A 14173-nucleotide genomic window follows, 5' to 3' on the forward strand; every position below is an offset into this window, starting at 1 on the left:
GCCCTTACTGCGTCCACTGTGTCCGCTGTCACCCAGCCGTAACGCGTCCGTCGCTGCTCCCGGCTAGGCTGTCGTGGTGGTTCCATCGAACGACCGGGACGGCGGCAACACCGGCAACACCGGCAACGATGACAAGGTTCACTACCCGAAAGTCGTGCTGGTCACTGGCGCTTGTCGATTCCTGGGCGGCTATCTGACGGCGCGCCTGGCGCAGAACCCGCTGATCGACACCGTCATCGCGGTAGATGCCATCGCGCCCAGCAAGGACATGCTGCGCCGCATGGGCCGCGCCGAGTTCGTCCGCGCCGACATTCGGAATCCCTTCATTGCGAAGGTGATTCGAAACGGCGATGTCGACACGGTGGTGCACGCCGCTGCGGCGTCCTACGCGCCCCGGTCCGGCGGCAGTGCGGCCCTGAAAGAGTTGAACGTGATGGGGGCGATGCAACTCTTCGCCGCCTGCCAGAAGGCGCCGTCGGTGCGTCGCGTCGTGCTGAAGTCGACGTCGGAGGTCTACGGATCGAGCGCGCACGACCCCGTGATGTTCACCGAGGACAGCAGCAGTCGACGCCCCTTCCGCGAGGGCTTCGCCAAGGACAGCCTCGACATCGAGGGGTATGTGCGTGCGCTGGCACGGCGGCGCCCCGATATCGCGGTGACAATCCTGCGCTTGGCCAACATGATTGGCCCAGCGATGGATACGTTGCTGTCTCGCTATCTGGCCGGACCGTTGGTGCCGACGATGCTCGGGCGCGATGCCCGCTTGCAGTTGCTGCACGAGCAGGATGCCCTCGGGGCGCTGGAGCGGGCAGCCATGGCCGGCAAGGCCGGAACGTTCAATATCGGGGCCGACGGGATCATAATGCTGTCGCAAGCGATTCGGCGTGCGGGACGAATTCCGTTGCCAGTACCGGGATCTGGAGTGTGGGCTCTGGATTCGCTGAGGCGAGCTAATAAATACGCCGAGATCAGCAGGGACCAATACGCCTATTTAAGTTACGGCCGCGTCATGGACACCACCAGAATGCGTACCGAGCTTGGGTTTCAGCCGAAATGGACGACGGCGGAGGCGTTCGACGACTACGTCCGCGGCCGCGGCTTGACTCCCATAATCGACCCGAATCGGGTACGCTCCTTGGAGGGTCGCGTCATAGCGTTAGCACAGCGCTGGGGTAGCCGAAATCCAATTCCATGGGGCGGGGTAGATAGATTTGGATAGTTCCAGTGGCGGGTGATTCCAGAGCCAAAGTCATTCCCCTGCACAGCAATCGGGGTCGAGTAGCGGCACGGAAGCGCGCCGGACAGCGGGCCGAGGCATCTCGCCAACATCCCTCGCTGTTGTCCGATCCCACCGGCCGCGCATCGGCCGACCAGATTGCCGCCGTCGTTCGCGAGATCGACGAGCACCGGCGTGCGGCGGGTGCCGCTTCGTCGGCCGACGAACCGCTCAACGATCTGGCGCAGCGCGTTGCCGCGGTAGCTGAGTTCTTGCGGCAAAGACTGACCGGCGACTACAGCGTCGACGAATTCGGGTTCGATCCGCATTTCAATAATGCGATTGTTCGGCCTTTGCTGAGATTTTTCTTCAGGTCGTGGTTCCGCGTTGAAGTCAGCGGTGTCGAGAACATTCCTGACGAGGGCGCCGCGCTGGTGGTGGCCAACCACGCCGGGGTGCTGCCGTTCGATGGCTTGATGCTGTCGGTCGCGGTTCATGACGAGCATCCGGCGGAACGGGATTTGCGGCTCCTCGCCGCCGACATGGTGTTCGACCTGCCGGTGGTGGGTTCCGCAGCCCGCAAGGCCGGTCACACCATGGCGTGTACGGCGGACGCGCATCGGTTGCTCGCCAAGGGTGAAGTCACCGCGGTGTTCCCGGAGGGGTACAAGGGTCTGGGCAAGCGCTTCGAGGACCGCTACCGGTTGCAGCGGTTCGGTCGGGGCGGTTTCGTATCGGCCGCGCTGCGCACCAAGGCGCCCATCGTGCCGTGCTCGATCATCGGGTCCGAAGAGATCTATCCGATGTTGACCGACGTCAAGCTGTTGGCACGACTTCTCGGCTTGCCCTATTTCCCGGTCACGCCGCTGTTCCCGTTGGCCGGCCCGCTCGGGGTGGTGCCGCTGCCGTCCAAGTGGCGCATCGCCTTCGGTGAGCCCATCGACACCGCCGACTACGCACCCTCCGACGCCGAGGACCCGATGGTCACCTTCGAGTTGACCGATCAGGTGCGCGAGACGATCCAGCAGACGCTGTACCGGCTGCTGGCCGGGCGTCGCAACATCTTCTTGGGCTAACTTCCTGGGCTAGCCCTTCCCGGCCCTTCCAGGCCCTTTTTAGGGGCGGCGCGAGACGCAAAACTCCCCCGAGGCCGCGAAGGCGTCGGGGGAGCTTTGTGGGTCTCTTTTAGTCCTACTTGACCAGGGTGAACTGGCAGACGTTGGTGTAGCCGTCGCGGAACAGGTCCGAGCAGCCCCGCAGGTACTTGATGAACGTCTCGTACTCCTGCTCGCCCTTGAGCTCGACTGCCCTTTCCTTGTTGGCTTCCAGGGCGTCGGCCCAGGCGTTCAAGGTGGGGACGTAGTTCTTGCCGATGAAGTGGTGGCGCTCGATCTTGAAGCCCGCCTCGGTGGAGTAGCGGTCGACCTGCTCGACCTGGGGCAACTTACCGCCGGGGTAGATCTCCCTGAGGATGAAGCTGATGAAGCGCAGCAGGCTCATCGTGGTCTTGAGGCCCATCGCCTTACCCTCTTCGGCGGTGGGAACCACGATGGAGTGCAGCAGGAACCGGCCGTCGTCGGGCAGCAAGCTGTAGTACTTCTTGAAGAAGGCGGCGTAGCGCTCGTATCCGGCGTCGCCGGCGCCGTCGGCGAAGTGCTCGAATGCGCCCAGCGAGACGATGCGGTCGACGGGCTCGTCGAACTCCTCCCAGCCCTGCAGGCGCACCTCTTTGCGCCGCGGGCTGTCCATCTCAGCAAACTTTTGCTCGCAGTGCGCGAGCTGGTTTTCGCTGAGTGTCAGGCCGATGACGTTGACGTCGTAGTGCTCAACGGCGTGCCGCATCGTGGAGCCCCAACCGGAGCCGATGTCCAGCAGGGTCATGCCGGGTTCGAGGTTGAGCTTGTCCAGCGCCAGCTTGCGCTTGGCGAACTGCGCCTCTTCGAGTGTTTTAGTCTGCGGCTCATCGATATTGGGGTTTTCATCGAAGTAGGCGCAGCTGTAGGTCATCGACGGGTCGAGCCACAGCTTGAAGAATTCGTTGGATCGATCGTAGTGGGACTGGACGTCTTCGACCGGCGGCTTCAGCCTGGTGCTGCTGCCATTTGTAGCTTCTGACATTAACGCGACCCTACTTTCCAGCAGATATCGATGCAATCGCGGCGACGGTTTCTTCAGCGTCCGCTTCCTGTTTCGCGGCTTCCCCCAGCATCGTGACGACGCCGGTAGCAACCGGATTGCCCTCGGCATCAGTGACCTCGCTGCGGATCTCGGCGAGTACCGTGCCGTGGGACTCGATCACCGAGTCTAGATAGGTGTCGAAGTGCAGCCTGTCGTCGGCCACAATCGGCCGGTGAAACTTGAACTTCTGATCGCGGTGGATCACCCGAGCGATGTTGATCGGGACGTTGAACTTGGTGAAGATCTCTAGCTGCACCCGGCGGCCCGCGACCGCCAGGAACGTCAGCGGGGCCACCAGTCCGGAGTAGCCGGCCTCAGCGGCCGCCGCCTCGTCGAAGTGGTAGGGGTGGTCATCCTGAATCGCTTCCGCGAACTCACGAATCTTCTCGCGTCCGACCTCGAAGTAATCCTCGCCGCGGTAGTGGCTGCCGATGATTGCTTTGGTCGATTCGGGAACTACTGACATGCGAGGGCTCTCCGATCGAAATAGCTGCTAGCGGCGCAGCCTATCAGCGGGGTTGGCGTCGCGAGGCCAGCGCCGCCAACGCGCCTCCGGCGGCACCCAGCGCCAGAGCCGACGGCACACCGATTCGGGCAGCCTTGCGCGCCGTGCGGAAATCGCGGATCTCCCATCCCCGTTCCCGGGCCAGGCTGCGCAAACGGGCGTCCGGATTGATCGCAACCGCTGTGCCGACCAGCGACAACATGGGAACGTCGTTGAAGCTGTCGGAATATGCGGTGCAGCGTTTCAGGTTGAGGCCCTCGCGAATGGCCAGTGAGCGCACCGCGTGCGCCTTACCCGAGCCGTGCAGGATCTCGCCGACCAGCCTGCCGGTGAATATCCCGTCGACCGACTCGGCGACGGTGCCCAGAGCGCCCGTCAGACCGAGTCGCCGCGCGATGGTGCAGGCCAGCTCGTACGGAGTGGCGGTGATCAACCACACCTGCTGACCGGCATCGAGGTGCATCTGCGTCAGCGCGCGGGTACCCGGCCAAATCTTGTCGGCGATGTACTCGTCGTAGATCTCCTCACCGAGGCGGACCAGTTCCTCCACCGAGCGGCCTTCGATGAAGGCCAGCGCCTTGCGTCGGCCGGCGGCGACATCTTCGCTGTTCTCCCGGCCCAGCAGTTGGAACTTGGCCTGCGCGTAGATAAAGCCCAGGACGTCGCGATAGGTGAAGTACTCCCGCGCCGCCAACCCGCGACCGAAGTGCACCGCCGAAGACCCCTGGACCAGGGTGTTGTCCACGTCGAAAAACGCCGCGGCGGTGAGGTCGACGGGCGGTTGCGGACGGAGTTCGTCTTCACCGGTGTGCAGGTCGAACAACGCACGTTCGGCGCTGGCGTTGGCGGCCAGCGACTGCAGGTCGATGCGGCGCGTGTAGTCCGCATTGCCCGGGCCGGAGGAAGTCACGAGAAACCTCCCAATCGCTGGTGTTCGTGGCCGCTTCTAGGCCGTTGGTAAGGCCGTTATAACCCTACTTGGGCAGGGACGGTCGGCCGTCGGCGCTCGGTGTCAGAACTGCCACACTGATGCGTATGTCTGAGTCCCTAGCAGAGCCAACCCGCCGACAGGTGCAGCTGTTGACCCGCGCCGGCTGCACCATCTGCCTGCGAGTGCAGGCCCAGCTGGCTGACCTGGCCGTCGAGCTGGGTTTTGATCTGTCAACGACGGACGTGGACGTTGCGGCTGCGGCGGGCGACACGGCTTTGCGCGCCGAGTTCGGCGATCGTTTGCCCGTCATTCTCTTGGACGGCGAGGAGCACAGTTATTGGGAGGTGGACGAGCCCCGTCTGCGCGCCGATCTGGCCCGTCCAATATTTGGTAGCCCAGCTGACTAGCGGTTACCGTAGAGCAGTCACTTTTCACGCAAGGGAGCTGGCCAGGTGATGCTGTGAGCATTCTGCTCTTCGGGATTTCGCACCGCAGCGCGCCGGTTCCCGTCTTGGAACAGCTCAGCCTCGACGAGTCCGATCAGGTCAAGATCGTCGATCGTTTGCTGCAATCGCCCCTGGTCACCGAGGCGATGGTGCTGTCGACGTGCAACCGGGTCGAGGTCTATGCCGTGGTCGAGGCCTTTCACGGTGGCTTGGCCGTCATCGGACAGCTGCTGTCCGAGCACTCCGGCATGCCTATGGGGGAGCTGACCCAGCACGCGTACGTGCGGTACAGCGAGGCCGCCGTCGAGCATCTGTTCGCCGTCGCCAGCGGCCTGGATTCGGCGGTTGTCGGCGAACAGCAGGTACTTGGCCAGGTGCGCCGCGCGTATGCGACCGCCGAGGCCAACAGGACCGTGGGCCGCGTGCTGCACGAGTTGGCGCAGCGGGCGTTGTCGGTGGGCAAGCGGGTGCATTCCGAAACCGCCATCGACGCCGCCGGCGCCTCGGTGGTCTCGGTAGCCCTCGACCTGGCCGATCGCAGATTGGGCGGGCTCGCGGGCAAGACGGCGGTGGTGGTCGGTGCCGGCGCGATGGGGGCCTTGGCGGCGGCGCATCTGACCCGCAACGGGATTGGGCAAATCCGCGTGCTGAACCGGTCGTCGTCGCGGGCGCAGCGCCTGGCCGCCAAGATCCGCCAGTCCGGCGTCCAGAGCTCGGCGGCGCCGCTGGAAGACCTGGCCGAGGCGCTCGCTGACGCCGACGTGGTCGTCAGCTGCACCGGCGCGGTGCGTCCGGTCGTGTCGCTCGCCGATGTGCACCACGCGCTGGCCGCCAGCCAGCGTGACGAAACGACGAAACCGTTGGTGATCTGCGACCTCGGCATGCCGCGTGATGTCGATCCGGCGGTGGCCGGCCTGCCCGGCGTGTTCGTGGTGGACGTGGACCGCGTGCAACACGAACCGTCCGCCCACGCCGCGGCGTCCGACGTCGACGCCGCCCGTCGCATCGTCGCCACCGAAGTTGCCACCTACCTGGCCGGACAGCGGATGGCCGAGGTGACCCCGACCGTGACGGCGCTGCGCCAGCGTGCCGCCGACGTGGTCGAGGCGGAGTTGCTGCGACTGGACAACCGACTGCCCGGCCTGCAGAGCGCCGAGCGCGAAGAGGTGGCGCGCACCGTGCGGCGGGTGGTGGACAAGCTGCTGCACGCGCCTACCGTGCGGATCAAACAGCTGGCCAGTGCCCCAGGCGGCGACAGCTACGCGGAGGCACTGCGCGAGCTCTTCGAACTGGACCAGACCGCTGTCGATGCGGTCGCCGCGGGTGAATTGCCGGTTGTATCAAGCGGATTCGACACGCATAACCAATCGCCGAGTAGCTGATTGGTGCATGTGATCCGGATAGGCACCCGGGGCAGCCTGCTGGCCACCACTCAGGCTGCGACGGTCAGAGACGCGCTCATCGCCAACGGGCACCCCGCGGAGTTGGTGACGATCAGCACAGTGGGGGACCGGTCGTCGGCGCCGATCGACACGCTGGGTGTGGGTGTGTTCACAACGGCGCTTCGGGAGGCCATGGACGACGGCCGCGTGGACATTGCTGTGCACTCCCACAAAGATTTGCCGACGGCCCCCGATCCCCGCTTCCTCGTGGCGGCCATACCGCCGCGCAATGACCCGCGTGACGCGGTTGTGGCCCGCGACGGATTGGTCTTGGGGGAGTTGCCGGTCGGTTCGCTGGTGGGGACGTCATCGCCGCGACGGGCGGCACAGCTTAGAGCATTGGGTCTCGGTTTGGAAATCCGCCCCCTAAGAGGCAACCTAGATACCAGGTTGAACAGGGTAAGCAGTGGTGATCTTGACGCCATCGTGGTGGCCCGGGCAGGTCTAGCCCGCTTGGGTCGCCTTGATGATGTCACCGAGACGCTCGAGCCGGTGCAGATGTTGCCAGCGCCTGCTCAGGGCGCACTCGCGGTCGAGTGTCGCGCCGATGACAGCCGCATGGCGGCGGTGCTGGCGGAGTTGGACGATGCCGACACTCGGGCGGCGGTCACTGCGGAGCGGGCCCTGCTCGCCGAACTGGAGGCCGGTTGCTCCGCACCGGTGGGCGCGATCGCTGAAGTGGTCGAGTCGATCGACGAGGAGGGGCGGGTCTTCGAAGAGCTGTCGCTGCGTGGCTGCGTGGCGGCACTCGACGGATCGGACGTGATCCGTGCGTCCGGAATCGGCACTTCCGATCGGGCACGGGAGCTGGGGCTCTCGGTTGCTGCGGAGCTGTTCGAACTGGGCGCCGCGGAGTTGATGAGGGGGGCGCGGCATGACCCCGCGCCAGGAAGTTGAGTATCAAACGTGGGAGCGACAACGATGACGCGAGGGCGTAAGCCGAGGCCCGGCCACATCATTTTCGTGGGGGCTGGTCCTGGCGACCCCGGCCTACTGACCACCCGAGCTGCGACGGTGCTGGCGAACGCCGCACTGGTTTTCACCGATCCCGACGTACCCGAGCCGGTGCTGGCGCTGATCGGCAAGGATCTGCCACCCATCTCCGGCCCAGCGCCCGCCGCTCCTGCCTCCGACAGCGGCGACACGGGCGGCACCGCCGACGCGGATTCCAATGCGCCCGCGGTGGTGTCGGGCGGACCCGACATTCGCCCGGCGCTCGGTGACCCGGCCGACGTCGCGAAGATGCTGACCGCCGAGGCCCGAACGGGCGTCGATGTGGTGCGACTGGTGGCGGGGGACCCGCTCACCGTGGACGCCGTGATCACCGAAGTGAATGCCGTCGCACGCACGCACATGCACATCGAGATCGTGCCGGGCCTGGCCCCCAGCAGCGCGGTGCCGACGTATGCCGGGCTGCCGCTTGGCTCGTCGCACACCGTGGCGGACGTCCGTGGCGACGTGGACTGGGAGGCGTTGGCCGCCGCGCCCGGGCCGCTGATTCTGCAGGCGACCGGCTCGCACCTGGCCGATGCCGCCCGCACGCTCATCGAGCACGAGCTGGCGGACGCGACGCCGTGCGTGGTGACCGCGCAGGGCACCACCTGTCAGCAGCGTTCGGTCGAGACCACGCTGCTCGGACTGACGGACCCCGCCATCCTGAACGGCACCGACCCTGCCGCCAGCCCGTTGACCGGCCCGCTCGTGGTGACCATCGGCAAGACGGTGGCCAGTCGGGCGAAGCTGAATTGGTGGGAGAGTCGGGCGCTGTACGGCTGGACGGTGCTGGTGCCGCGCACCAAGGACCAGGCCGGCGAGATGAGCGAGCGGCTGACGTCCTACGGCGCGCTGCCCATGGAGGTGCCGACCATCGCCGTCGAGCCGCCGCGCAGCCCCGCGCAGATGGAGCGCGCGGTCAAGGGCTTGGTCGACGGCCGGTTCCAGTGGGTGGTGTTCACCTCCACCAACGCGGTGCGTGCGGTATGGGAGAAGTTCGGCGAATTCGGCCTGGACGCCCGCGCGTTCTCCGGCGTGAAGATCGCCTGCGTCGGTGAGTCGACGGCGGACCGGGTGCGGGCCTTCGGAATCAGCCCCGAGCTGGTGCCGTCCGGCGAGCAGTCCTCGATGGGTCTACTGGACGAATTCCCGCCCTACGACAGCATTTTCGACCCGGTGAACCGGGTGCTGCTGCCGCGCGCCGACATTGCCACCGAAACGCTGGCCGAGGGGCTGCGCGAGCGCGGCTGGGAGATCGAGGACGTCACCGCCTACCGGACCGTCCGGGCCGCCCCGCCGCCGGCGTCCACGCGCGAGATGATCAAGACAGGTGGCTTCGACGCGGTCTGCTTCACATCGAGTTCGACGGTGCGCAACCTGGTCGGCATCGCGGGCAAGCCGCACGCGCGGACCATCATCGCGTGCATCGGCCCCAAGACCGCCGAGACGGCCGCCGAGTTCGGTCTGCGGGTGGATGTTCAGCCCGAGACCGCGGCGGTGGGTCCGCTGGTGGACGCACTGGCCGAACACGCGGCCCGGTTGCGTGCCGAGGGCGCGCTGCCGCCGCCGCGCAAGAAGAGCCGCAGGCGCTAGATGACGTTTCGTGCGTTGACTCTGCGTCCAGGGCGCAGGAGTGCGAGTAACTTCCACCCTCAACGCAGAGTCACCGCGCGCGGCTAGGAGTGAGGATGGGCGAGTACCCCCGGCAGCGACCGCGGAGGTTGCGGGGTACGCCCGCGCTGCGCCGACTGGTGGCGCAAACATCCTTGGAGCCGAGGCATTTGGTGTTGCCGATGTTCGTCGCCGACGGGATCGACGAACCGCGCCCGATCGCCTCGATGCCCGGCGTGCTGCAGCACACCCGGGATTCGCTGCGCAGCGCGGCGGCGGATGCCGTCGCTGCCGGGGTGGGCGGATTGATGCTGTTCGGCGTTCCCCGCGAACAGGACAAGGACGCCTCCGGTTCGGCGGGTGTCCACCCGGACGGCATCCTCAACGTCGCGCTACGGGACCTGGCCAAAGACCTCGGCGATGCCACCGTGTTGATGGCCGACACCTGTCTGGACGAATTCACCGACCACGGGCACTGCGGCGTACTCGATGACCGCGGCCGGGTCGACAACGACGCCACCGTCGCCGCATATGTGAAACTTGCTGTCGCGCAAGCAGAATCCGGCGCACACGTGGTCGGGCCCAGCGGAATGATGGACGGTCAGGTGGGCGCGATCCGGGACGGTCTGGACGCCGCCGGGTTCACCGACGTGGTGATCCTGGCGTATGCCGCGAAGTTCGCTTCGGCCTTCTACGGCCCTTTCCGCGAGGCGGTGAGTTCCAGCTTGTCCGGGGACCGGCGCACCTACCAGCAGGAGCCGGGCAACGCCCGGGAGGCACTGCGCGAGATCGAACTGGATCTCGACGAGGGCGCCGACATCGTGATGGTCAAACCCGCGCTTGGATACCTCGACATCGTGGCAGCTGCGGCCGCGACGTCTCCGGTTCCGGTGGCGGCGTATCAGGTCTCGGGGGAGTACGCGATGATATGTGCCGCGGCGGCCAACAACTGGATCGACGAGCGAGCCGCCGCGCTGGAATCGCTGACCAGCATCCGGCGCGCCGGAGCGGATATCGTGCTGACCTATTGGGCCGCCGATGCGGCAAGCTGGCTCTCATGACGGAGGCATCCATGAGACCTGGGGAGCGGTCCGCGGCCGAAACCGCCGCCAAGCCGCTGTTCTACGAACCCGGCGCCAGTTGGTACTGGGTGCTGTCGGGGCCGGCCGCGGCGGCGTCGCTGATCCTGATCCAGGTGACCAGCCACGTGCCGGTCTCGCTGCTGGTGCCAGGGATCTTCCTGGTGCTGGTGTCTTTGTTCGTGTCAATACAGGTCAAGGCCGCACGCATTCACACCTCGGTGGAACTGCACGAGGATTCGCTGCGCCAGGGCACCGAGACAATCCTGCTGTCCGAGATCGTCAAGGTGTTCCCCGAAGCCGAGAATTCGGTCAAGTCCGACAAGCCGTTGGCCAAGTGGCAGACGGCGCGCGCCCTCGGCGAATTGGTCGGGGTGCCGCGCGGTCGGCGAGGCATCGGTCTCAAGCTCACCGGCGGGCGCACCGCACAAGCCTGGGCGCGTCGGCATCGTCACCTGCGGGACGCGCTGACGCCGCTGGTTGAGCAGCGGATGGGTCCGTTCGTCCCGGAAGCCGAAGACGAAGAAACCGAGAAGGATTCGGAGTTGTGATCGCCCGGTACCGGGCCTTCGTCGAACTGGCCTGCGCGTGCGCCGCGCTGGTGGCGGCGGGGCTCAGCTGGGTACACACGCGTACAACGGTTGCGGTGGCACCCGTACTCGAAGGACAGCCCACCACGACGTCAGTGGTTTTTCACCCTGCGCAGCTGGTGCTGACGTTGTTGTTCGCCACCATCGCGGGCATCTTCACCGTGGTCGGGATGACCCGGCTCGCCCGCTCGAAGGCGTCTTAAGCCGTCTTCTTGAGCAGAGGCAAGACCAGCTCACGCCGGCTCGTGATGGCATCCGCCAGCCCACCCAGCGCCGCGTGCACCGAGCGTGCGGTGGGGAAGGCGGCCTCGTCGTCGCGACCCTCGCCCAGCACCTCGCTGACCGCCGCGCCCGTGACCAATGTCCACTGCACGCCGGCGGCGTAGCATTCCTCGTCCAAGGCGCAGAGCAGCGAGAACCCGGCGGTGGAGAAGTAGGTCACACCGCTCAGGTCGAGCACGACGGGGTATTGCGCAACGACGAAGTGGCGAACGTACTCGCTGATCGGGTCGACGTTCACGGCGTCGATCTCGCCTCGGACCGTCACCACCGTGGCCAGGTGACGGCTGTAGGCGCGCACTTGGGCGCCGCAACACTCGAACGTCCCGTTCCCCCGTCGGCTTGCGATTGCGACAGTCATGCTGTACCTACCCACTTCCCCCGTGGCGTTGTCTGAGGTCAACGCTGCCGGATAAAACTAAGGGGACCGAAAGCCGCGTCTAACTTCTTGCTAAGAAGCAATTCGGCAGGTCCCATCGCCGGCTGCCGCGCGCCAAATACACGACCCCTGATGATCGCTGTTAGGCTCCGAAGGCCGCCGGTTGCCAGTGGGGGCTGGTGATTATGGCTTGTGGATGGAGCGGTCGCCCGGTCAGCCGGACCAGATGGCGAGCATGCTGCCAGCAGACTCCGGACGGAATAGAGCACGAGTGCGCACTGCAGAAATCAGGGGAGACATCAAGGCCCTGACGGGGCTGCGCATCATCGCCGCGGTGTGGGTGGTGATGTTCCACTTCCGGCCGATGCTGAGCGACATCTCGCCGGACTTCCGGGAGAACTTCGCACCGTTGCTCGACTGCGGCGCCCAAGGCGTCGACCTCTTCTTCATCCTCAGTGGCTTCGTGCTGACCTGGAATTACCTCGAGCGGATGGGTCCGACCTGGTCGTTGCGCGCCCACCTGCACTTCCTGTGGCTGCGGTTGGCCCGGGTGTGGCCGGTGTACCTGGTGACCCTGCACCTGGCCGCCGTCTTGGTCATCTTCAGCCTGCACGTCGGCCACACCCCGCTGCCCGAGGCGAGCAGGCTCACCGCGATCAGCTACGTGCGCCAGGTCCTCATGGTGCAGCTGTGGTACCAGCCGTTCTTCGACGACTCGAGTTGGGACGGACCGGCCTGGTCGATCAGCGCGGAATGGTTGGCCTACCTGATGTTCGGCGGGCTGGTGCTGGTGATTTACCGGATGAGGCATGCCACGCGTGCGCGCGGACTGATGTGGCTGGCTTTCGCGGCGTCACTGCCGCCGCTGATGATGTTGCTGGCCACGGGCCAGTTCTACACGCCGTGGAGTTGGCTGCCGCGGATCGTCACGCAGTTCACCGCCGGGGCGCTGGCTGCGGCGGCCGTGCGCCGGCTGCAGCCGACCGAGCGCACCAGGCAGGTCGCCGGGTACCTGTCCGTCGTCATCATTGCTGCCATCGTCGGCATCCTGTACTGGTTCGACGCGCATCCGATCAAGGGGGTGACGGACAGCAGCGGCGTGGTCGACATCTTGTTCGTCCCGCTGGTGCTTACCCTCGCGGTCGGCGTGGGCAGCCTGCCGCGGCTGCTGTCCACCCGGGTGATGGTGTACGCCGGACAGATCTCGTTCTGCCTCTACATGGTGCATGAGCTGGTGCACACCGTCTGGCGATGGGCTGTGGTCAACTTCCAGCTGCGGCCATGGGAGCAGGACAACCCGTGGAAATGGAACGTCCTCGGCCTGTTCGCCATCGCGGTCGGTCTTTCGGCCCTGATGTACCACTTCGTCGAAGAACCCGCCCGGCGCTGGATGCGCAGGATGGTGGACGTCAAACCTCCGGATGCAACGGTCGAGGCGGGCGAGGTGGTACTGCCCAAACTGCACCAGATCGAGGGTGGGCGGGAACGTTCGCCGGTCCGCACCGCGCGCATAGGCCGCGCGCGTTAGCGGCGTATTCAGACGGTTCCTCGTACTATTTCGTTGAGTTCGTCTGCGGCACCGACCAGTTGACCTGGTGCCGTCCACCATGGAGGTAGTTCGTGAGTCGGCTGGTGACACTGGTCCTCAGTCTTGGGCTCCTGGTCGGCGTGTTGGTCGTTGCACCCCCCGCGTCGCCCCGGTCCTACCGGCCGCTGAGCACGGATTTCCGGGTGACCCAGCTGGCCGTGATCGGCGACTCCTACACCACCGGCACCGACCTGGGCGGGCTCGGCTCGAAAACCTGGACCGGACTGGCTTGGAAGGCCCTCGCGTCGAATGGCGTTCGCGTTGTGGCCGACGTGGCGGCGGAGGGCAGAGCAGGCTACGGCGTGGTCGGTGACCACGGCAGCGTGTTCGAGGATCTGACGGCCAGGGTGGTCAAACCCGACGACGCCCTGGTGGTGTTCTTCGGCTCCCGCAACGACCAGGACGTCGACCCGGTGCACGTGTTCGCCCGGGCGCACGACACTTATGCGCTGGCGCGTCGCTTCGCCCCGTCGGCGAAATTTCTGGTGATCGGGCCGCCCTGGCCAACTCCCGACGTGCCCGAATCGGTGTTGCGGGTCCGCGATGCGGTCAGGAATGCCGCGCTCATGGCGGGCGCGGTCTTCGTCGATCCGATCGTCGAACGCTGGTTCTTCGACAAGCCCGAGTTGATCGCTTCCGATGGTGTCCACCCCAACGACGCGGGGCATGAGTACATGGCAAGCAAGATCGCGCCGCTAATTCGCGCACAGATATACCGATAAGCGGAGGTGGTACCGAGGTCTACCGCGAAACCGCCTGTCGCACAAGCCGTTTGGCTTATGACTCAGTCTTCTGCGTGGCGCTCGTAGTCCCAACGCTCAAGGCGCGCTTGCAATTGCAGCAGACCAAGCCCGGCGATCGGCGCAGCTGCCGTGAGCAACAGGTACACCATCGGACTCATCTCTCCAACCTCCAAAACCTCTTCATTCGTAACAC

The 14173-nt window shown here is 66.0% G+C and carries 15 protein-coding genes; 11 read left to right on the top strand and 4 right to left on the bottom strand.

Features of this window, described 5'->3' with window-relative positions:
- The first annotated feature begins 76 nt into the window (after positions 1-76).
- Both G6N68_RS01865 and G6N68_RS01870 read left to right on the top strand, forming a co-directional pair.
- Positions 77-1219, top strand: a complete 1143-nt coding sequence (locus tag G6N68_RS01865; protein WP_163707129.1) for an SDR family oxidoreductase — start codon at positions 77-79, stop codon at positions 1217-1219.
- Positions 1216-2292, top strand: a complete 1077-nt coding sequence (locus G6N68_RS01870; RefSeq protein ID WP_163718021.1) for a lysophospholipid acyltransferase family protein — start codon at positions 1216-1218, stop codon at positions 2290-2292. The genes G6N68_RS01865 and G6N68_RS01870 overlap by 4 nt, the downstream gene beginning before the upstream one ends.
- Positions 2293-2407: 115 nt before the next feature.
- Here G6N68_RS01870 and G6N68_RS01875 read toward each other — a convergent pair whose 3' ends face one another.
- From G6N68_RS01875 to G6N68_RS01885, 3 genes are read right to left on the bottom strand one after another with little or no spacing between them, the layout of a single operon-like run.
- On the bottom strand, positions 2408-3334 hold the full coding sequence (locus G6N68_RS01875) for a cyclopropane mycolic acid synthase family methyltransferase (protein WP_163707133.1): 927 nt from the start codon (positions 3332-3334) through the stop codon (positions 2408-2410).
- A 10-nt stretch (positions 3335-3344) separates the two neighbouring features.
- The gene (locus G6N68_RS01880) at positions 3345-3860 is read right to left on the bottom strand and encodes an FAS1-like dehydratase domain-containing protein (protein WP_163707136.1); all 516 of its coding nucleotides are present in this window, start codon (positions 3858-3860) and stop codon (positions 3345-3347) included.
- A gap of 43 nt (positions 3861-3903) precedes the next feature.
- Positions 3904-4809, bottom strand: a complete 906-nt coding sequence (locus tag G6N68_RS01885; protein ID WP_163707139.1) for an HAD family hydrolase — start codon at positions 4807-4809, stop codon at positions 3904-3906.
- A gap of 125 nt (positions 4810-4934) precedes the next feature.
- On the opposite strand from G6N68_RS01885, the gene G6N68_RS01890 reads away from it, so the two are divergent.
- The 7 genes from G6N68_RS01890 (at position 4935) to G6N68_RS01920 (ending at position 11194) form a co-directional block, all read left to right on the top strand.
- The gene (locus G6N68_RS01890; protein WP_163707141.1) at positions 4935-5237 is read left to right on the top strand and encodes a glutaredoxin family protein; all 303 of its coding nucleotides are present in this window, start codon (positions 4935-4937) and stop codon (positions 5235-5237) included.
- A gap of 53 nt (positions 5238-5290) precedes the next feature.
- Complete coding sequence (locus G6N68_RS01895) at positions 5291-6658, top strand: glutamyl-tRNA reductase (RefSeq protein WP_163707145.1); 1368 nt, start codon at positions 5291-5293, stop codon at positions 6656-6658.
- Positions 6659-6667: 9 nt separating this feature from the next.
- Entirely contained in the window at positions 6668-7615 is a 948-nt protein-coding gene (gene hemC, locus G6N68_RS01900; protein ID WP_163718023.1) for a hydroxymethylbilane synthase, read from the top strand.
- A 24-nt stretch (positions 7616-7639) separates the two neighbouring features.
- Entirely contained in the window at positions 7640-9304 is a 1665-nt protein-coding gene (locus G6N68_RS01905) for a bifunctional uroporphyrinogen-III C-methyltransferase/uroporphyrinogen-III synthase (RefSeq protein ID WP_163707148.1), read from the top strand.
- Between the two features lie 89 nt (positions 9305-9393).
- The gene (hemB, locus tag G6N68_RS01910) at positions 9394-10383 is read left to right on the top strand and encodes a porphobilinogen synthase (protein ID WP_163707152.1); all 990 of its coding nucleotides are present in this window, start codon (positions 9394-9396) and stop codon (positions 10381-10383) included.
- Positions 10380-10952, top strand: a complete 573-nt coding sequence (gene mce1N / locus G6N68_RS01915; protein WP_240355329.1) for a transport-regulating membrane protein Mce1N — start codon at positions 10380-10382, stop codon at positions 10950-10952. Before hemB ends, mce1N begins: the two co-directional genes overlap by 4 nt.
- On the top strand, positions 10949-11194 hold the full coding sequence (locus G6N68_RS01920) for a hypothetical protein (protein WP_163707155.1): 246 nt from the start codon (positions 10949-10951) through the stop codon (positions 11192-11194). Before mce1N ends, G6N68_RS01920 begins: the two co-directional genes overlap by 4 nt.
- Here G6N68_RS01920 and G6N68_RS01925 read toward each other — a convergent pair.
- Positions 11191-11631 (bottom strand): STAS domain-containing protein, encoded by a 441-nt coding sequence (locus tag G6N68_RS01925; protein ID WP_163707158.1) that lies wholly within the window; start codon positions 11629-11631, stop codon positions 11191-11193. The two genes, G6N68_RS01920 and G6N68_RS01925, sit on opposite strands and share 4 nt — an antisense overlap.
- Positions 11632-11920: 289 nt before the next feature.
- Between G6N68_RS01925 and G6N68_RS01930 the strand changes: the two genes are divergently transcribed.
- Positions 11921-13177: an acyltransferase family protein gene (locus tag G6N68_RS01930; RefSeq protein WP_205351216.1), complete on the top strand. Its 1257-nt coding sequence runs from the start codon at positions 11921-11923 to the stop codon at positions 13175-13177.
- A 92-nt stretch (positions 13178-13269) separates the two neighbouring features.
- Entirely contained in the window at positions 13270-13959 is a 690-nt protein-coding gene (locus tag G6N68_RS01935) for an Rv0518 family GDSL lipase (protein WP_163707164.1), read from the top strand.
- Positions 13960-14173 lie beyond the last annotated feature (214 nt).

The sequence above is a fragment of the Mycobacterium bourgelatii genome (assembly GCF_010723575.1).
Classification (GTDB): domain Bacteria; phylum Actinomycetota; class Actinomycetes; order Mycobacteriales; family Mycobacteriaceae; genus Mycobacterium; species Mycobacterium bourgelatii.

What these genes read in the sequence shown, in the direction of transcription:
- G6N68_RS01880 (WP_163707136.1), bottom strand. Translation starts at nt 3,860, where the DNA reads ATGTCAGTAGTTCCCGAATCGACCAAAGCAATCATCGGCAGCCACTAC.
- mce1N (WP_240355329.1), top strand. Translation starts at nt 10,380, where the DNA reads ATGACGGAGGCATCCATGAGACCTGGGGAGCGGTCCGCGGCCGAAACC.
- G6N68_RS01890 (WP_163707141.1), top strand. Translation starts at nt 4,935, where the DNA reads ATGTCTGAGTCCCTAGCAGAGCCAACCCGCCGACAGGTGCAGCTGTTG.
- G6N68_RS01875 (WP_163707133.1), bottom strand. Translation starts at nt 3,334, where the DNA reads ATGTCAGAAGCTACAAATGGCAGCAGCACCAGGCTGAAGCCGCCGGTC.
- G6N68_RS01925 (WP_163707158.1), bottom strand. Translation starts at nt 11,631, where the DNA reads ATGACTGTCGCAATCGCAAGCCGACGGGGGAACGGGACGTTCGAGTGT.
- G6N68_RS01905 (WP_163707148.1), top strand. Translation starts at nt 7,640, where the DNA reads ATGACGCGAGGGCGTAAGCCGAGGCCCGGCCACATCATTTTCGTGGGG.